Below are 19,885 nucleotides of genomic sequence, written 5' to 3'. Positions count from 1 at the left end.
GTGTACTATAAAGGATGGAGAGATATATGAAGACAGACGGAACAAATCCTCCCGGGCAGGGAATATTTGGACTGATAGATATTAATTGTCATATTTTACCGGGAACAGAGGATGGACCGGATAATTTCCGGGAAGCGGCAGAGATGCTCAGAATAGCGTATGATGAGGGAATAAGGACGATAGTTGCCACCCCGCCATACAACAAGAAGAATCCGATAATGGATGGAGACAAACTGGACAGACTTGTGGAACAGCTCAACGTTGAAGCTGGGAAGATAGATCCGGATTACAGAGTCTATCTTGGAAGAGAGATAGAGTATAACGATGAGAACCACCAGAAGATCATATCTGGTCAGTTGGATTCCATGGCAGACAGCAAGTATGTTATGATCAGATTCCCTTACGATGTGGATTTTGAGACGATATCTGAAGCTATAAGAGACATCAATATGGACGGATATATACCGATAGTTGCCAATGTAGAACAGTATGAATGTCTTGAGGAAGACGAGGACAAGGTCGAGGAGCTCATTCAGTTTGGTGCATATGTACAGATAAGTGCATCGGCTGTGGTTGGAGATCTTGGACATGACATCAAGAATTTTTCGAGAAAGCTTCTCAAGGGAGAGCTTGTTCACTTTGTGGCAAGTGATGCATTGGATTCAGAGGATAAAGCACCATACCTCAGGGAGTGTGCTGAGTACATAGAGCGAAAGTATGGAGAGGATTACATGACGGAGCTCTTCTACACCAATCCAAAAGCAGTTATCGAGAATGATGATATTGACATATAAAACAAAAAGACGTATCGCTTGTGCGGTACGTCTTTTTTGCTGCGCCGGAATCTCTGGCTATTACTTATAATGCTGACAGTGTCTGAAGTGCTTCCTCCGGCATAATAGCGGTGAAGTGCTCCTTGAAATGTGCCGGCATGGCATATGTGAGCTTCTGTGCTGTTCCGTATTCTGCAAGGATATTGCAGACTCTCACAAATTCCTGGCTTGTGTTATTGCTGTTCGTGAGAACCAGATAATATCTTCCGTTGGAAGGATTCTTGTACAGGCAGTTCTCGCTGAAGTAGAAAGAAGCAACCTGTTTTGCTGCACTTATGATGGTTGCAAGTGAGTCAAAGATGTACAGTGAGCACATGCTCTCCCTTGCTGAACCTGATTCCTTTGTGCTGCCTGTTGTACTGGCGGCAGTGCCTGTGGTGCTGTCATCAGATGATGTATTGCTGCCATTTGCCGCAGCGGCAAAATCTCCTGCGGTTCCGGCAAGTCCGGATATGGTGTTGAAAATGCCCTCAAGTGCCTCTCTTACGCCCTGTGGAACGGAACCGGATCCACTGATCTCAAGTCTTGCGATGGTTCCGTTGTTATCCCTGGACTCATCGTTGTCGTCAAGATCGTCATCTATGTCATCATCATCCATGTATTCGTCATCGTCATCAATATCATATTCGCTGGTCTTTGAGAATCTGGAAAAGCGGGTATCCAGTTCTTCCGGATCTTCAACCTTTGTCACAATGAGTATGAGACAATCTGGTGATACCGGTATGGCTTCGATCATAAGTGGAGTGTCGTCAGCCTCAAAGCCTAATTCTACAGATGCCTGCTGCATCATATCCTTGAAGAGCTCTTTTGCCTTCGGTGTGCCATAGGCAAGCTCGGAGATCTTGAGCTGCTTTTCGGTGAGATCGGCTTTGTTGAGTGTGCATCTTATCTGATTTTCACTTAGACGTTCAATCTTCATAGAATCGACCCCCTTCAATAATTTAATGGTATTAAAATGTGTATTATAGTTTACCACATTTGTCAAGCAAGTAAATAGGATATATGGAGAAAATATTGGAATTTTCCGTGAAAAAATATCCCTAATTCTACGTTATGTATACTTTTATGAAAATTTCATAAAATATGCTCAAATGGGGTTGGAAAATGGCTTTTTATGCGTTATTGTGGAGTTGTGAGCGGGACGTGCTCAGGATATTTAGATGAGCTCATTTCTTTATTTTTCTACAAATTCTGTCTGATTCTTATCGTCTCAGATACAATTCCCAGAGATAGTGATATGACAGTGCTCACACATTTCCATAACTGACACATGGCACATAAAAGGAGAATAATACATCACAACACATCTGTCTTTACATTGCATGGCAGGGCTGGAAAAATAAACTATTTGGGGGTGATGCCTATAGGGGGTTAAAAGGCAGCAGTAGCATATAGAACATAATTATATGCACAGAATTACACTTAACATCTATTTGGGGGCTCTGCCGCTGTCACAGCAGAGCTCCTGGTTTTATTTGGCGTGCTGTTCATGCCATGTACAGACTGCATTGCAGATGGCGTTTGCTAGGGCGGTCTGGTATTCATCATTGCACAGATCGGAACATTCCTTTGTGTTGCTCAGAAAGCCGCACTCAACGATGACGGCGGTGCATGGACTTTCCCGCAAAACAAGGTATTCGGAATTGCCCTTTGCTGCCCGTGTGTTGGATGGATCGGCTTCGGAGATGAGATGCTCCTGGATGCACTCCGCCAAGGCTTTACCACCGGAGGAAGTGGAGTAATAAAATACCTGCGCTCCGTGGACATACTCGGCTGAATAGCTGTTCTGGTGGATGCTGATGTAGAGATCAGCGTTTACATTTGTGGCGAGGTTGGTGCGGGCTTTCAGATCTGAAGTCTTCTTGCTGGATGCATTTTCACTGTTCAGGGACTTGTCGGAGTCTCTGGTCAGATACACGGAAAATCCCTGATCCGTAAGTGCCGATGCCAGCTTTGAGGCGATGGCCAGATTTATGTCCTTTTCCATGATCCCATCCGGGCTGACCTTACCCGGGTCAAATCCGCCGTGTCCCGGATCGATGAGGATCGTAAATGATTTTGCCGCGTCTGTGGTGCCCAAACCTTCGGTGGATGCGCGCCCATTTCCTGTATTGGTGGAAGTATCCTGCCCGGCTGTATGGTCTGCGGGACGGACTATAAATATGTAGCAGAGGATTGGAGGAAGTATTACTGCAAATATTATGGCAAATACAAGTATGTATAATTTGGTGGAAGTACGCATCGGTGATACCCGGGAAGTGTAATTACTATTTTATATGACGGCGGCGGACGTTATATGATATATGTTACCCAAATATAGCCTAAACATTTGACACACATGCGGTGCTGGGCTAAAATATGGGCGTATATGCAATAATATAGAAGCGATAACAATTTATTATAGAAGAAGGTAAAGTGATGAACACTATAATTGCAAAAGCAGGAGTGGATGACGACCGCATGTATGAACAGGCGGCGGAGATACTTAAGAGAGGTGGTCTTGTAGCATTTCCGACAGAGACAGTGTATGGCCTTGGAGGAGACGCGCTGAATCCGGATGCGTCACATCGGATATATGCGGCAAAGGGCCGGCCATCGGACAATCCGCTCATAGTCCATATAGCAGAGACATCAAGCGTGTATGAACTGGCGGAGACAGTGAGTGACGACACGAAGAAGCTCATGGAAGCATTCTGGCCGGGACCACTCACCATCATACTCAACAAGAAAGAGGTCGTTCCGCACACGACCACTGGCGGACTTGATACGGTTGCCATCAGGATGCCATCACATCCGGTTGCCATGAGGCTCATAAAGGATTCGGGAGTGTATATCGCAGCTCCAAGTGCCAATCTGTCCGGACGACCATCCCCGACCACTGCGCAGCATGTGCAGCAGGATATGGACGGCAGGATAGATATGATCATCGACGGTGGGGCAGTCGGAATCGGTATAGAGTCGACGATAGTGGACATGACCGGGGACAGACCGACTATATTACGGCCTGGATATATCACTCCGGAGATGATAAGGGATATCGTTGGCGATGTGACTATAGATCCGGCGATAACAGGTATGAACAATGCTCTGAGACCTAAGGCTCCGGGGATGAAGTACACACACTATGCTCCAAAGGGAGAACTCAGCATAGTAGAGGGCGATAGACTGGCTGCTGCTGAGAAGATAAGAAGTCTTGTTGCGGAGAAAAAGGCACAGGGATACAAGACTGCGATACTGTGTGACACTGACAATGTCAGTCTTTATGATGACGGAGTATGCGAGAACGTATACGATGCCGGAAGCAAGAAGAACGAGATAACTGTGTCTGCCGGACTGTACAGTCTGCTCAGAACCTGTGATGACATAGGTGCACAGTATATATACAGCGAGTCATTTGAGGAGGGGGACATGGGCTACGCCATCATGAACCGTCTCATCAAGGCTGCAGGACACAGGATAATAAGCTGTTAGTTAATTTCGAAAAAAATATTATATAAAAAGGAGAATCAGAACATGATAGCACTTGGATGTGACCACGGCGGATATGAGCTTATGCAGGAGGTTATAAAGCATCTTGAGGAGAGAGGCCTTGAGTACAAGAACTTTGGCTGTTACAGCACAGAGTCAGTTGACTACCCGGTATATGGACAGGCAGCAGCAAAGGCAGTAGCCTCAGGTGAGTGTGATAAGGGAATCATCATCTGCGGAACAGGAATAGGAATATCGATTTCAGCGAATAAGATAAAGGGAATCAGAGCTGCACTCTGCCACGACTGCTTCTCGGCACAGGCGACAAGAGAGCACAACGATGCAAATATGCTGGCTATGGGTGCCAGAGTCATAGGACCTGGACTTGCACTTAAGATAGTCGACATATTCCTCGACACACCATTCTCAAATGATGAGCGTCACGTAAGAAGAATCGGAATGATTGAGTAGTATCATAAGTTATGCCGTAAGGGGGACCCCGTTCATACTCAAAAAAGAATCCCATGACAGTATGGTCAAGACTGTCATGGGATCTTTTTTTATACGGTTTTCGTCAAACTGCATCATTTGTTCGACATATAACCGCGTTAAAAGGAAGAAAAATGATTAATGGATAAACATAAGTATTATCAACATAGTCACATTGTACATTAACAATAAAAAAATATCAAGGGGGTTGTACAAACTTTACAAAATGTTTATTTACAATATAGCCAACTCATTATAAAATAATATTACTTGAGTTTTGACATAATAATCTAAAGTGATGCTTTGATGAAGTGTTTATGGAATTGAGTCTGCTCATAAATTTTTATAAGGGAGGAATGTTATGCTGCAGGAGACTATGAAGAAGATAACCGATGCAGAGTCTGAAGCTGACGAGATCATTCGCAAGGCCAAGGAAGAAGCCGACTATACAGTAGCTGCTGCAAAGAAGGAGGCTGCGGATATGATCGCGGCCGCAGGATCAGCTTCGAGAGAAAGCATGAAGAGTGCCGAGGGAGCCGGCAGATCTGAGGAGGAGAAGCTCACGGTGAAGGCGATGGATATTGCCACCGCTGAGATCGCACATCTCAGGGAACGTGCAGCGTCCATGGAAGGCGAGGTTACTTCCATGATCATCGCAGAGCTGGTGGGATGAAAAGTCCTGCAGGCATTTTAAGAAAGGGGGTAAATGTATGGCGGTACTTCCTATGAAGAAGATTGAGATCTGTGCCATGAAGAGGGACAGAAAAGCAATTCTTGAGAAGCTCCAGTCGCTGGGAATGGTTGAGATACAGACTGATAACGAAGAGACTGATGACTTCAGGAAGATGAGTACCACAAGCCAGAGAGCAAAGTACGAGAAGAGAGTACAGAATACAGATGAAGCCTTACAGATAATTGATAAATATGCTCCGGAGGAGAAATCCATATTTGCCAGCCTGGAAGGACGGCAGGAGGCGTCAGAGGCTGACATTCAGGAGATCATAGCTGGAAGATGGGATTATAACCGTAAGGTTAAAAAGATCCAGGAGATCAGCAAGGACATAGCCGGCTGTGAGGCGGGAATAGTCAAATGTCAGGTGGCTATAGACGGATTGGCGCCGTGGCTGAATATGGACATACCGATCAATACCACAGGGACCGAGAAGACGGATGTGATGATCGGAACTATGCCACCGGGGCTCACGGAGACGGATATTCAGGGGTATATAAGCTCTGCGGAACCGGAGATAGCGGGATACACAGTCACTGTTGTAGGATCTGATAAGGACCAGACTTGTATGGTGGCAATAGCCATTAAAACTGTATCACAGAGGGTGGAGGAGATATTGAGATCCCATGGATTTACAAGAATTTCGTATTTCTCCAAAAGAACACCTGAACAGAAGACGGATAAGTACAGGGCGGATATAAGGGAGTTCGAACAGTGGATAGAGGACAAGAAGAATGAACTAGTATCCATGGCTGATGACAGAGACAAGCTGAGACTTCTGGCTGACTATTACCGCATAAGGGCGGATAAATATAAGGTCCTTGGAGGCCTTCTCCAGTCAAAGAGCACATTTGTCATATCGGGATATGTGCTGGAGAGAGATGCAGACAGGGTAGTGGCTGTACTCAATGAGAATTTCAGCCTGATGGCTGATGTATATGATGTTCCGGAGGATGAAGCGGCACCTATACAGCTTCAGAATCCGAAGATGTTCGCATCGGCGGAGGGCGTACTGGAGTCATTTGGACTTCCGGGAAAAGGTGAGATGGATCCAACCACACCGATGGCGATATTCTATATATTCCTGTTCGGACTCATGTTGTCCGATGCGGCGTATGGACTCATCATATTTCTGGCATGTTTTATTTTGATCAGGAAATTCCCGAAGATGGAGAACGGACTTCAAAAGTCCCTGCGTCTGTTCATGTACTGTGGTATATCCACACTGATATGGGGAATATTATTTGGTGGTTTTTTCGGAGACCTGATAACGGTGGTATCGAGGACGTTTTTCCACCACGAGGTGACGTTCAAGCCGGTATGGTTTGCACCGCTGGATGACCCGATGAAGCTTTTGTTATTCTCTTTGCTGTTCGGACTTATACATTTGTTCGGCGGACTGGCACTCAAGGGATATATGTGTCTGAAGAATGGAGATGCGAAATCATTCATATGCGACGTGCTGTCGTGGTTCATGCTCATCACAGGACTTGTGCTGATGCTCATGCCGACGGAACTGTTCGCATCCATAGCACAAATGCAGTTCAATTTCCCTGGCTGGCTTAAGAATACAAGCTACGGACTGGCGATTGTGGGAGCTGCGATCATCGTGCTCATGTCGGGAAGAGACCACAAGAATCCGGTGCTCAGACTTGCACTTGGACTGTATGACATATACAACCTGACAGGCTGGCTGTCAGATCTGCTGTCGTACTCCAGACTTCTTGCACTGGGACTTGCGACGGGAGTTATAGCACAGGTAATAAACCAGATGGGAAGCATGGCTGGCGATGGAATATTCGGAGCCATAGTGTTCATCATCGTATTTATAGTAGGACATCTGTTCAACCTTGCGATCAACATGCTGGGAGCATACGTGCACACATGCCGTCTCCAGTATGTAGAGTTCTTCGGCAAATTCTACGAGGGCGGCGGCAATCCATTCAGGCCGTTCAGAGAGAATACGAAGTACGTTGATATAGTAAGTGGTACAGAAACACAGAAATAAGAAACCAATTTTAGGAGGAGAAAATATTATGACAATGGGAACGGTTTTGGCATTAGTGGGAGCTGCGCTTGCAGTAATTCTTGCAGGCATGGGATCTGCATATGGAGTAGGAGTTGCTGGTCAGGCGGCAGCAGGTGTAGTAAGTGAGGATCCAAGCAAATTTGCAAAAGTTCTTATCATCCAGCTTCTTCCGGGTACACAGGGTATCTACGGACTTCTTGTTGGATTCATAGCATTGTCCAACATAGGAATCCTTTCAGGAACACCGAAGGAGCTCACAGTAGCACAGGGACTTATGATGCTTGCAGCATGTCTTCCAATAGCGGTAGTTGGTCTTGTATCAGCAATGCACCAGGGCAAGACAGCAGTTGCAGCAGTTGGAATAGTTGTAAAGAAGCCTGATCAGTTTGGTAAGGCGATGCTTTTCCCAGCCATGGTTGAGACATATGCGATCCTTGCACTTCTGGTATCAATTCTTGCGGTAAATGGAATCAAATTATAACTTTTTGTAAGGAGGATGTACTTTATGACGGGATTGGAAACAATCGTAGAACAGATCCTTCAGGAAGCGCAGAAGGAAGCTGAAGAGATCAAAGCTCAGGCTGCCAGAAACGCGGATTCCATCATTGCAAATGCCAAAAAGACTGTGGATAAGATGAATGAGGAGACCAGAGAGAAGGTTGCCCAGGCAGAAAAGTCCGGATCATTCAGGGCAAAGTCCTCATCAGAACTTAAGAAGAGACAGGCGATACTTGCGGCAAAGCAGTCAATAATTGGAAATATGCTGGATAAGGCATATGACGCAATGGTGGCGCTCCCGGATGAGGAGTATTTCCAGGTGATCGTCAAATGTCTGGAGAAGTCGGTACAGCCGAAAAGCGGAGAGATATGTTTCTCCGGGAAAGACAGAAAACGACTTACACCACAGACTGAGAAGCAGATAGAGCAGATAGCTGCAGCTCATGGAGGAAGCCTTAAGGTGTCCAATGGGAACTGTGATATAGATGGAGGATTTATCCTGATCTACGGAGGAATCGAGGAAAACTGTTCATTCAGAGCAATGCTGGACGCGAACAGAGAACATTTGGCAGACAAGGTAAATGAATTATTATTTGTTGATAACAGATAGCTGGAGGTAGGCAGATGGCAGACAAATATATATATGCAGTTGCCAGGATCAGGGCACTTGAGATGACGCTTATGAGTCAGGCAGTCATAGAACAGCTCGTGGCCACGGATTCCTACAAGAAGGCGGTTCAGTTCATCATAGAGAAGGGCTGGGGCGATAGTGATAAAGCCAGTATGGATGAAAATGACATACTTAGGGCGGAGACTGACAAGACGTGGGCTGCTGTGGCTGAGATGGTGGATGATATGTCCGTGTTCGATGTCATAAGACTTCCAGATCTGTATCACAACCTCAAGGCGGCGATCAAGACTGTGGTTGCCGGGGAGACTCCTGCCCATGTGTTCTTCGACAATGCCGAGATAGACGGTCAGAAGATGCTGTCCATCGTAAGTGACAAGGCGTGGGACAGACTTCCAGAACACATGAGAGACTGCGCGAGGGAGGCTTGGGACTGTATGGCACAGGCTGGAGATGGACAGATGTGCGATGCTGTGATAGACCGAGGAACACTGCTGGCGATCATGCAGGCTGCAAAGAAGGCAGATGACAGCCTGCTCAGGGATTATGCAGAGACGACGGTGGCTGTTGCAGATATCAAGATAGCGGTGAGATCCATGAAGACAGGCAAAAACAAGGATTTCATGAAGAGAGCCATGGCGGAGTGCAACACTCTGGATATTGACAGGCTGGCGACGGCTGCGGTGGCCGGCATGGAAGAGATAGAGAGATACCTTGCGGACACAGCATACGCCGGTGGGGCAGAGGCACTTTCTAAGTCGGCATCGGCATTTGAGAGATGGTGTGACAACCGTATCATAGAAACGATAAAGCCTCAGAAGTACAACCCATTTACGGTGGGACCGATAGTGGCGTACATTCTGGCGAGGCTCAACGAGATAAAGACAGTCAGGATCATATTGACATGCAAGCTGAACCAGCTTCCGGAGGAGGCTATCAGGGAAAGGGTAAGGGAGATGTATGTATAAGATAGCTGTTATGGGCGATTATGACAGTATATACGGATTTGCAACTCTGGGCCTGGATACATTCCCTGTAGATAATCTGGATTATGGGGTCACGTTGCTGAAAAGGCTGGCGGAGGACAATTATGCAGTCATATATATGACCGAGGCACTGGCTTCGGATTTCAATAAAGAGATAGACAGATACAGAGAGGTTATGAAGCCTGCGATCATTCTCATACCGGGGATATCTGGCAATACAGGGGCCGGAATAGCGGGAGTAAAGAAATCCGTTGAGCAGGCTGTAGGCTCGGATATTTTATTTAATGAAGAATGATTAGAAAATAATGGTGAAACGAGCGGATATAGGTAATTGCGAAATCGGTATAATTCGATTTTGATAGAGGCGTTTAGTATTATCAAATCAGGGGAATACGAAGCCGCCGGTCCTTAGATGGCGCGTCAGCGGCATCCTAGTACCGCTGCAGGCTGAGTTAAGCGGAAGCGACCACTGATTGATATACTAAACTGCCTCAATCATATCGGAAAGAGGATTCGCAATTATCTATGGAGCGAGTGAGTATAGAAGGGAGCGTGAGCTGTTAAGTGGCTACAGGAAAGATTAAGAAGGTCGCCGGACCACTGGTCATCGCTGAGGGCATGCGTGATGCAAATATGTACGACGTGGTGCGTGTAAGTGAGAGCAGACTTATCGGCGAGATCATAGAGATGCATGGAGATCAGGCATCAGTTCAGGTATACGAGGAGACATCAGGACTTGCACCGGGAGCACCGGTGGAGTCAACGGGAATGCCTCTGTCGGTTGAGCTGGGACCGGGACTTATAAGCAGTATATACGATGGAATCCAGAGACCGCTGGATGATATCATGAAGATATGTGGTAACAATCTGAAGCGAGGAGTTGAAGTCCCATCGCTGAAGAGAGATATCAAGTGGACATTTGTGCCGACTGCCAAGGTGGGTGATAAGGTGTCGGCAGGCGATGTGATAGGAACAGTTCAGGAGACTGTGGTCGTCACACAGAAGATCATGGTGCCTTATGGTGTGACAGGAACCATCAAAGAGATAAAGGCAGGAGAATTCACAGTTGAGGAGACTGTGTGTGTGGTTGAGACAGACAAGGGTGACAGGGAGCTGACACTCATGCAGAAGTGGCCGGTTCGTAAGGGCCGTCCATATCAGGAAAAGATACCACCGATCATGCCACTTATCACAGGACAGAGAGTTGTAGATACATTCTTCCCTATAGCAAAGGGAGGAGTGGCTGCGGTTCCCGGACCTTTCGGAAGCGGCAAGACAGTTATCCAGCATCAGCTTGCAAAGTGGGCTGAGGCGGATATCGTTGTCTACATCGGATGCGGAGAGCGTGGAAATGAGATGACAGATGTTCTGAACGAGTTCCCAGAGCTGAAGGATCCGAAGACTGGACATTCACTCATGCAGAGAACAGTCCTCATAGCCAACACATCGGATATGCCGGTTGCGGCCAGAGAGGCATCTATATATACGGGTATAACTATAGCTGAGTATTTTCGTGATATGGGTTACTCGGTGGCACTCATGGCGGATTCCACATCGCGTTGGGCTGAGGCGCTCAGAGAGATGTCAGGACGTCTGCAGGAGATGCCTGGTGAGGAGGGTTACCCTGCTTACCTCGGTTCAAGACTTGCACAGTTCTACGAGAGAGCCGGAATGGTCAAGACTCTCGGCAGCGAGGGCAGAACCGGTGCACTGTCGGTTATCGGTGCGGTTTCTCCTCCGGGTGGTGATATTTCCGAGCCGGTTTCACAGGCAACACTTCGAATCGTCAAGGTATTCTGGGGACTGGATTCATCGCTTGCGTACAAGAGACATTTTCCTGCCATCAACTGGTTGACTTCATACTCTCTGTATGTGGACAATATGGGCAAATGGTTCGAGGAAAATGTAAATGAAAAGTTCATGGTCGACAGACAGAAGATGATGACCCTGCTTCAGGAGGAGGCAGAGCTCGATGAGATCGTTAAGATGGTAGGTATGGATGCCCTTTCAGCGGGAGACCGACTGAAGATGGAGGCGGCGAGATCCATCAGAGAGGATTTTCTTCACCAGAACTCATTCCATGATGTGGACACATACACACCGCTTCATAAGCAGTTTCTGATGATGGAGCTCATCATGGCATTTTATGAGGAGTCAGCGCAGGCACTGGCCGGTGGAGCAAGCATAAGAAATATTCTGAACATGCCGATCAGAGAAAAGATCGGACGATTCAAATATGTGCTTCCTGAGAATGTGGATGAAGAGTACGAGAAGATATCCAGGGAGCTTGACAAGGAGCTTCAGGAAGCTATAGAGAAGGAGGACTAAGACTATGCCAAAGGAATATAGAACTATACAGGAAGTTGCGGGTCCTCTGATGCTGGTGCACGGAGTTGAGAATGTAGCTTATGATGAGCTGGGTGAGATCGAGCTGGCGGACGGCGAGATCAGACGATGCAAGGTCCTTGAGATAAATGGTGAGGACGCCCTGGTACAGCTCTTTGAGAACTCGACAGGTATCAATCTTTCAAACAGCAAAGTAAGATTCCTTGGAAGGAGTATGGAGCTCGGCGTATCAGAAGATATGCTTGGCCGTGTATTTGACGGACTTGGAAGACCTATAGATGGCGGCCCTGAGATACTTCCTGATGAGAGAAGAGATATCAATGGTCTGCCGATGAATCCGGCTGCCAGGAACTATCCGTCTGAGTTCATTCAGACAGGTATATCAGCCATAGACGGACTGAACACACTGGTAAGAGGACAGAAGCTGCCGATATTCTCGGCTTCAGGACTTCCGCACAGCCAGCTTGCAGCACAGATAGCAAGACAGGCAAAGGTGCGCGGAACAGATGAGCCATTCGCCGTTGTATTTGCAGCCATGGGTATCACGTTTGAGGAGGCAAACTTCTTCACAGAGAGCTTCAAGGAGACTGGTGCCATAGACAGAACAGTCCTCTTCATCAACCTGGCAAATGATCCTGCGGTTGAGCGTATCGCCACACCTAGAATGGCACTTACCGCCGCTGAGTATCTTGCATTTGAGAAGAACATGCACGTTCTGGTAATCCTCACGGATATCACGAACTATGCGGATGCACTTCGTGAGGTATCAGCCGCAAGAAAAGAGGTTCCGGGACGCCGTGGTTATCCTGGATACATGTACACTGACCTGGCAACTCTGTATGAGAGAGCCGGAAGACAGAAGGGTAAGAATGGAAGTATAACCATGATACCGATCCTGACCATGCCTGAGGATGACAAGACTCATCCTATACCAGACCTTACGGGATATATCACAGAGGGACAGATCATTCTCTCAAGAGAGCTGTACAGAAAGGGAGTCACACCGCCTATCGATGTACTTCCGTCACTGTCCAGACTTAAGGATAAGGGAACCGGTGAGGGCAAGACCAGAGGAGATCACGCCAGCACCATGAACCAGTTATTTGCAGCTTATTCAAGAGGAAAGGATGCCAAGGAACTCATGACTATCCTGGGTGAGTCGGCACTTTCGGATATAGATATCATATATGCAAAGTTTGCAGAGGCATTTGAGAAGGAGTATGTATCCCAGGGGTACGGCACCGACAGAAGTATTGAGGAGACACTTGCCATAGGCTGGAAGCTTCTCTCCATTCTTCCTAGAGCCGAGCTGAAACGTATCGACGACAAGTGGCTTGACATGTATTACGGAAAGTAGTGGGTAGGCAATTTTGAAAGATGTAGATTGTGTTCGTCCCCATTGCGGCATATATTGCCAATAGGGGGAGTTTGAGGTCGCCGGTTCTTAGGTGGCGCCTCAAGCGGCACCTTAGTACCGCTGCAGACCGAAATAAGCGGAAGCGACCCCCGGTTGGCAATATATGCCGCAATGGGGACACAATTAAATGTACGACATTCAAAATTGCCATATACACGTTGTCTTTGTAATACATGTCAAGTAGCTTGAGAATATATTTGGAAGAAAGGAGAAGACAGATGGCTAATGTTGTGGTTAATCCAACCAGAATGGAGCTGACAAGGCTTAAGAAGAAGCTGGTCACGGCATCCAGAGGCCATAAGCTCCTGAAAGATAAAAGAGATGAGCTGATGAGGCAGTTCCTTGACATGGCAAGAGAGAATATGGAACTGAGAAAGAAGGTTGAGGCTGGCATCAAAGCTGCCAACACAGGCTTTGTAATAGCGAAGGCGGGTATGAATGAGCAGACATTGAGTACGGCGCTCATGGCTCCGAAGCAGGAGGTGCGGATCGCCCTTGGCGACAGGAATGTAATGAGTGTTGACATTCCTGTGTACGACTATAAGACGAAAAGCGCAAATTCAAATGACATCTATTCGTATGGATTTGCATTTACATCCGGAGAGCTGGACGATGCAGTGAAGTCCCTCTCGGATATACTTCCTGATATGCTGAGACTTGCGGAGGTGGAGAAGTCCTGCCAGATGCTCGCAGCGGAGATAGAGAAGACCAGAAGGCGTGTAAATGCTCTTGAGCATGTCATCATCCCGGAGACCCGGGAGGGAATAAAGTATATAAGCATGAAGCTTGATGAGAATGAGCGAAGCACCCAGGTCAGACTTATGAAGGTCAAGGACATGATGCTGGAGGAGGCTCATCACTACAAAGAGCATCAGTTTGAGCATGTGCAGTAGACAGAATGATATTTAAATTTATAGGACAAAAGTTTTGATAAAAACCGCCCACACCTCAGATAAATAAAAGGGTGTGGGCGGTTTGATCTTCTTGTGGACGGGAAATGAAAATAATCTGTATTTCCAGTTTGCGGGAAGCAAGACTGTTGCAAGAGTATCAAAGTATGAGATAAGCCAGATAGGCGACAAGGTTTCGTTCGTATTCATGCCACATAAGCTGCACTTCTTTGACAGCACAACCGAAAAAACAATCTAATCAAACAGAAGGAGGTCACAGTATGTATACATGCCAGAAGGCAGATGAATATATAGAAAAGAACAGAGTAGACAGAGCAGACAAGCCGGAGTTCCATCTTACAACTCCGGTGGGCTGGTTAAACGACCCTAATGGATTTTCCATATATGGGGGAAAGGCACATTTGTTTTATCAGTTCCATCCATACAGCACGGAGTGGGGACCTATGCACTGGGGACATTCCACCTCAGATGATTTTATAAGATGGGAGGAGCTTCCAACAGCACTGGCACCTGACTCGGATTATGATGCATTTGGCTGCTTTTCAGGAACTGCAATAGAGAATGACGGGAAGCATGTATTGTTCTATACAGGAGTAGTTGAGGAAAAACTGGCTGATGGAACTAAGAATGTTATACAAAACCAGTGTATGGCTGTAGGCGATGGAATTAGTTATGAAAAAATATCCAGCAATCCTGTTGTTGATGGGAAGATCATGCCGGAGGACTGCAGCCGTGCTGATTTCAGAGATCCGAAGGTCTGGAAGGATGCGGACGGCAGGTACTATATGCTGGCTGGAAACCGGACATATGATGGAATCCCTCAGGTTGTACTGTTCTCTTCAGATGATATGTACAACTGGAAATTTGAATCAGTATTTGCAAAGGATGAAACAGGCAGATTTGGCGCAGTGTGGGAGTGCCCAGACTATTTTGAGATGGATGGACATAAGGTGCTTATAGTATCCCCACAGGACATGTCAGCAGATGGAGAGTTTCACAATGGAAATAACGTGGTATTCTTCACAGGCGATGTGGATGAAGAGAAACATATTTTCAAGTATGAAAAAGCGGTATCTGTGGACAGTGGATTTGATTTTTATGCACCACAGACTATAAGAACACCTGATGGACGAAGAGTGATGATTGGCTGGATGCAGTCTTGGGACAGCGTAAATACGCTGCCACGTGGACAGAAGTGGGCATGTATGATGTCAGTTCCAAGAGAACTAATGATCTCTGACGGCAAGCTGATTCAGACTCCGGTCAGAGAGCTTTGTGGATACAGGCAGAACAAGCTGGTAGTTAATGATACTTTGCGTGGTGAGAAGACATATGAAGGCATTAACGGCAGAGTTATCGATATGACAGTTGATATAAAGAAAGCTGAATGCGGACATTTTACAATGCACTTTGCAAAGAATGAGATTCATGAAACCAATGTCAGCTATACCCCGGGAGCACAAATGCTTGAGATAGACAGAACATTTGCGGGATGGATACGTGATACAAACTGTGTGCGCAAGGTCAAAATCAAGAATGGCAATGGACTTTCAAAAATGAGAATAGTGATGGATTGGAATTCCATAGAGATATTTGTAAATGATGGAGAACAGGTGCTGTCTACAGTTATATATACACCGCGCAATGCTCAGGATATTGTATTTGAAACTGACGGATGTGTGGAACTTGAGGTGGAGAAATACGATCTGAACATATAGGTCATATGCTCTGATTGACACAGAGGGTGATCGAATACCAGCTTGCAAAGATTAGAAAAACATCTGATTTTGCAGACTGGTATTTTGTTTATTTATCCAGCAAATATGCTGACTACATGTAAATGTGCAATGTCATAAATTTAAGCGTATTGAGAAAAAGTTAAGCTCTGTTATTCAATGCAGTTATGTTATACTTATAGTGAAAACACTGTTGAAAAGTGTGGTAGTGCATCAGTGCGGGGGCCTAAAAACGACTACTGTACTTATTAGGACTAAAACATCAGTAAATGTTGGGAAAACAAAGGAGAAATTGCATGAAAGTTCATAATTATAAAATAAAAAATAACTCTGAGCAGGCAGAGGGTGCAACTTGTGAAACGTGCAGAAAAATAACATTGAACGGAATAGGTCTGCTTTCCGGAGCACAGCTTAAGTATATAGCGTTCATTTCAATGCTCATAGATCATACGAATAAGACATTGCTGTATCCGTATCTGGATGGTGGAATAATATCGGCTGTAAGTGATGTATTTGATGTCCTGGGGCGGATAGCTTTCCCGATATTCATATATATGTTGGTGGAAGGATATTTTCATACGAGAAACAAGTGGAAGTATCTTGGAATGCTGCTTATATTTGGCGTGATATCTGAGATCCCTTATGACATGTTCTCCAGTGGCGTATTCTTTGAATGGAATGCAAATAATATTATGTTTACATTGGCGATGGTGCTGGCAATGATATGGATCATTGATGTGCTGAGGAAAAAAATGGAGAAGCTTCCCAAGGCAGTATGGTTTATAGCAACGATACCGATAGTTGCCATAGTGTGTCTTATATCGATGAATCTTGCGGTTGATTATGACTACCATGCCATACTTATAGGATATTTCCTGTATATATTTCATGAAAAGTCCGCAATTGCAATACCGTTCTGCTACCTGGCGATGTTCAAGGAACCGTGGGCACTGTTGGGGTTTGGACTGACTTTGACATACAATGGCAAGCGCGGCAGGCAGAATAAGCTGGTGAATTACCTGTTCTATCCAGTGCATATGCTGATACTCGGTATTATAAGGATGTGTCTTGGGCTGTGATAGATGAGAAGGAGCACGGAGGCGTTATGGAAATTGACAAAGAGCTGATGACAAAGATATATGACCTCAGGCGCAGGCTTCACAGCATTCCTGAGGCTTCGATGCATGAGATGCAGACTAAGGCGGTGCTCATGTCGTTTCTCAGGGAGAATACTGACCTTGAGATCGTGGATAGAGGTGCTTGGTTTTATGCGGTGCTGAAATCTTCTGATGACAGAATATGGGATGAAGAAAGAACACCGATCGCGTTCAGGGCAGACATGGATGCAGTGTGTGGGCAGGATGGAAAGCCGGGACATTACTGCGGGCATGATGGACATAGCAGTATATTATGTGGGGCTGCGGTCTGGCTGTCCCGTGCAATGGAGAAATGCGAAAATACGCATGTGTGTGATAGAAATAACGATTCCGGGGCAATTTGCCAGAATCAGATAATTAACAGGGATGTCTATTTTATCTTTCAGCCCGGAGAGGAGATCGGTGCCGGGGCAAGGCTGTGCAGAGATCTTATAATTGAAAAGAATATAGGTGAGATTTATGGACTTCATAACATACCGGGATATCCGAGAAATCATGTGCTGACGATAGATGGAACATTTGCATGCGCATCAACGGGGCTTGAGATACATATGATAGGGACAGCCAGCCATGCGGCATATCCTGAGGCGGGAAAGAATCCGGGGCCTGCGCTTGCCAGGCTGCTGCTGGAGATAGAGAAGCTTACTGAGGAGTACAACCGCAGCAGGGAATTTGTCAGGATGACGCTCATCGGAATGGATATTGGAAGTGCCAATTACGGTGTGGCTGCATCAGAAGGAACGCTGCGCATGACGGTGAGGGCTGAGAGAGAAAAGGTATTTGCCGTGTATGTGGATGAGATAAAGCAGATTGCACAAAATACTGCGGACGATGGGGGCTTCACCCTTGATATACAGGAGATAGAGCGGTTCCCGGCAACGGAAAATCATGCTGTGAATGTGGACAAACTTAGAAAATGTGCTGCTGACCAGAATATTGTGGTCACAGAACTTGCTGAGCCGATGAGGTGGTCGGAGGACTTCGGATACTATCTGCAGGAGACAAAGGGAGCATTCTTCGGCGTAGGCGATGGTGAGGATCATGCCCAGCTCCATACGGCGGGATTCGAGTTCCCGGATGAGATCATAGAGACAGCAGTTAAGATGTTTGTGGGGCTGGCATTGATGTAGTGCATGTAAGAGATAGTAAGTTATTTTATGTTCAAAAATGGGGTAAAGACGTATGAAGATAAAATATGACAGGCGCGTAATGCGTATAATTCTGATCACCGCGGTGGTGGTATCTGTTCCTACACTTGCAGGAATGATCTGTGGTGTGTTTTTTGATGATATTGTCAGTACATTTTGCGATGTTATGATGGTGATCAGCGTTATTACATTTTGCCCTATGGTTGGTTTGTGGCTTGCCTACCTAGACGCATGGCTGTACCTGAGAGAACTGATCAAGGCCGGATATGAGGTTCCAGATGACAGAAGGAAATATAATTGTGTGCTGGAAAATCTGCCGAGAGAACGAGAAGATTATTGCATCGTTGATGGAAGGGACAGGGATAGCGTGATATCAGCATGTATCACGGCTGCATGTGCACTTTGTTTTGCAGTGGTGGTCATAAAGTATTATGTAGGGTGGTGGCGCTGGCTCCCCGGAGTGTCGCTTCCTGGAATATGCCTGTGTATTGTTGTTGTATTCTGGGTGGCTGGGGCAGTTGTATATTATAGACAGTCTGACAATAGAAGATATAGAGGAAGGCTTGAACCAGTCGATGACAGAAAGATAAGAACCTATCTGTTTAAGAAGATAATGACTGTACTTTTGGCTGGCTTTGTATCCGTGATTTTTGATCTGGCTATGTTTTCTGCGGCTGGTTACATGGCCAAAGCGCAGGTGGAGGCGGATGTTGAGAAGGTGAGATACGAGGTCGCTGGTATCAGCGATGTATCTAGTGACGGTCAAGATGGAACATACCAGCCAGGAGAGATAGACACGGACAAGCTGGGCATAGATTTTCGGATGAAAGACGGACATCTTGAATGGCAGTCAGAGCACGGGCAGATGAAGCTTACGTATGTATATACATGGAAATATGGGAAAACGGAAAGAAGGATTATCAGATGATACTGTGGAAACTTCCGAACTCAGGCATAAAAATACTCTTATTGAACAAAATAAATATAGAATGTGTTGCAGAATATTCTGAGGTTTTGCATAGCATGTCCTGAAGAGTGATGGATTATTGTGTGTGGAGGTTCGACATGACAAAAGCGGCAAAGATATATCTGGTGGTTCTCATATGGCTGTCAGCACTGGTGCAGTTGGCGGTACTTCTGATCTAGAATTTATTAGCTATTATTTGAATAGCGATTCGGATTTGACGGATTCAGTAAAATGTGACTGCCTCTTGAGTCATTCCGGAATTGTTCAGAATGAAATAACAGGTAACGACCTGTTTTGTTAAAGAATTAAATGAAAATATATATCATTACCAATGATTATATGTTAGAATAAATCGACTTTGTTTCAAATTGCAGGGATGCAGCCGCGAATATGCGGAATGTTTGGAGACAGGGTCGATTTTTCTGCATAAAATGCAGAATGATCTTCATGGATTTTGGGAAAAATAGGAAGTCTGTTAGCTATTTTACCCTGGATACCGTGCCTTAAAATGTATCTCGACATGGAGAGGCAGGAGGATAGGG

Annotated in this window: 19 protein-coding genes; 17 read left to right on the top strand and 2 right to left on the bottom strand. The window is 46.0% G+C overall.

Features of this window, described 5'->3' with window-relative positions:
• The first annotated feature begins 14 nt into the window (after positions 1–14).
• On the top strand, positions 15–794 hold the full coding sequence (locus ARA78_RS07775) for a CpsB/CapC family capsule biosynthesis tyrosine phosphatase (RefSeq protein ID WP_015534280.1): 780 nt from the start codon (positions 15–17) through the stop codon (positions 792–794).
• Positions 795–858: 64 nt separating this feature from the next.
• Here the strand turns inward: ARA78_RS07775 and ARA78_RS07770 are convergent, their stop codons facing one another.
• Both ARA78_RS07770 and ARA78_RS07765 read right to left on the bottom strand, forming a co-directional pair.
• Positions 859–1,752 carry an adaptor protein MecA gene (locus ARA78_RS07770; protein WP_015534279.1) on the bottom strand — a complete coding sequence of 298 codons (894 nt, stop codon included), beginning with the start codon at positions 1,750–1,752 and terminating at the stop codon, positions 859–861.
• Between the two features lie 552 nt (positions 1,753–2,304).
• Positions 2,305–3,075 carry an N-acetylmuramoyl-L-alanine amidase gene (locus ARA78_RS07765; RefSeq protein WP_055271943.1) on the bottom strand — a complete coding sequence of 257 codons (771 nt, stop codon included), beginning with the start codon at positions 3,073–3,075 and terminating at the stop codon, positions 2,305–2,307.
• A 176-nt stretch (positions 3,076–3,251) separates the two neighbouring features.
• Between ARA78_RS07765 and ARA78_RS07760 the strand changes: the two genes are divergently transcribed.
• The 16 genes from ARA78_RS07760 to ARA78_RS07690 all read left to right on the top strand — a co-directional run bounded on the left by ARA78_RS07760 (position 3,252) and on the right by ARA78_RS07690 (position 19,304).
• Positions 3,252–4,304 (top strand): L-threonylcarbamoyladenylate synthase, encoded by a 1,053-nt coding sequence (locus ARA78_RS07760; protein WP_015534277.1) that lies wholly within the window; start codon positions 3,252–3,254, stop codon positions 4,302–4,304.
• A gap of 42 nt (positions 4,305–4,346) precedes the next feature.
• A complete protein-coding gene (gene rpiB, locus ARA78_RS07755; RefSeq protein WP_015534276.1) occupies positions 4,347–4,772 on the top strand; it encodes a ribose 5-phosphate isomerase B in 426 nt (141 codons plus the stop codon).
• Between the two features lie 379 nt (positions 4,773–5,151).
• Entirely contained in the window at positions 5,152–5,463 is a 312-nt protein-coding gene (locus ARA78_RS07750) for a vacuolar (H+)-ATPase G subunit (protein ID WP_015534275.1), read from the top strand.
• A gap of 37 nt (positions 5,464–5,500) precedes the next feature.
• Positions 5,501–7,528: a V-type ATP synthase subunit I gene (locus tag ARA78_RS07745; protein ID WP_055271942.1), complete on the top strand. Its 2,028-nt coding sequence runs from the start codon at positions 5,501–5,503 to the stop codon at positions 7,526–7,528.
• Between the two features lie 28 nt (positions 7,529–7,556).
• Complete coding sequence (locus ARA78_RS07740; protein ID WP_004850778.1) at positions 7,557–8,030, top strand: V-type ATP synthase subunit K; 474 nt, start codon at positions 7,557–7,559, stop codon at positions 8,028–8,030.
• Positions 8,031–8,054: 24 nt separating this feature from the next.
• The gene (locus ARA78_RS07735; RefSeq protein ID WP_022217530.1) at positions 8,055–8,657 is read left to right on the top strand and encodes a V-type ATP synthase subunit E; all 603 of its coding nucleotides are present in this window, start codon (positions 8,055–8,057) and stop codon (positions 8,655–8,657) included.
• Between the two features lie 14 nt (positions 8,658–8,671).
• The gene (locus ARA78_RS07730; protein WP_015534272.1) at positions 8,672–9,643 is read left to right on the top strand and encodes a V0D/AC39 family V-type ATPase subunit; all 972 of its coding nucleotides are present in this window, start codon (positions 8,672–8,674) and stop codon (positions 9,641–9,643) included.
• Positions 9,636–9,956 carry a V-type ATP synthase subunit F gene (locus ARA78_RS07725; protein ID WP_055271941.1) on the top strand — a complete coding sequence of 107 codons (321 nt, stop codon included), beginning with the start codon at positions 9,636–9,638 and terminating at the stop codon, positions 9,954–9,956. The genes ARA78_RS07730 and ARA78_RS07725 overlap by 8 nt, the downstream gene beginning before the upstream one ends.
• 269 nt (positions 9,957–10,225) lie before the next feature.
• On the top strand, positions 10,226–11,989 hold the full coding sequence (locus ARA78_RS07720) for a V-type ATP synthase subunit A (RefSeq protein ID WP_022217533.1): 1,764 nt from the start codon (positions 10,226–10,228) through the stop codon (positions 11,987–11,989).
• 4 nt (positions 11,990–11,993) lie between these two features.
• Entirely contained in the window at positions 11,994–13,364 is a 1,371-nt protein-coding gene (locus ARA78_RS07715; RefSeq protein ID WP_004850771.1) for a V-type ATP synthase subunit B, read from the top strand.
• Positions 13,365–13,642: 278 nt separating this feature from the next.
• Positions 13,643–14,317, top strand: a complete 675-nt coding sequence (locus ARA78_RS07710; RefSeq protein WP_055146237.1) for a V-type ATP synthase subunit D — start codon at positions 13,643–13,645, stop codon at positions 14,315–14,317.
• 82 nt (positions 14,318–14,399) lie between these two features.
• The gene (locus tag ARA78_RS13890; protein ID WP_227135321.1) at positions 14,400–14,573 is read left to right on the top strand and encodes a hypothetical protein; all 174 of its coding nucleotides are present in this window, start codon (positions 14,400–14,402) and stop codon (positions 14,571–14,573) included.
• A gap of 22 nt (positions 14,574–14,595) precedes the next feature.
• Entirely contained in the window at positions 14,596–16,053 is a 1,458-nt protein-coding gene (locus ARA78_RS07705) for a glycoside hydrolase family 32 protein (protein WP_055271940.1), read from the top strand.
• A gap of 314 nt (positions 16,054–16,367) precedes the next feature.
• A complete protein-coding gene (locus ARA78_RS07700; RefSeq protein ID WP_022217537.1) occupies positions 16,368–17,150 on the top strand; it encodes a TraX family protein in 783 nt (260 codons plus the stop codon).
• Complete coding sequence (locus ARA78_RS07695; RefSeq protein ID WP_055271939.1) at positions 17,147–18,358, top strand: M20 metallopeptidase family protein; 1,212 nt, start codon at positions 17,147–17,149, stop codon at positions 18,356–18,358. Before ARA78_RS07700 ends, ARA78_RS07695 begins: the two co-directional genes overlap by 4 nt.
• Positions 18,359–18,410: 52 nt before the next feature.
• The gene (locus tag ARA78_RS07690) at positions 18,411–19,304 is read left to right on the top strand and encodes a hypothetical protein (RefSeq protein WP_055271938.1); all 894 of its coding nucleotides are present in this window, start codon (positions 18,411–18,413) and stop codon (positions 19,302–19,304) included.
• Positions 19,305–19,885 lie beyond the last annotated feature (581 nt).

The sequence above is a fragment of the Coprococcus eutactus genome, from assembly GCF_001404675.1.
In the GTDB taxonomy this organism is placed as follows: domain Bacteria; phylum Bacillota; class Clostridia; order Lachnospirales; family Lachnospiraceae; genus Coprococcus; species Coprococcus aceti.
The sequence above is the reverse complement of the archived record's forward strand: the minus strand, read 5'-3'. Positions and strand labels throughout refer to the sequence as shown.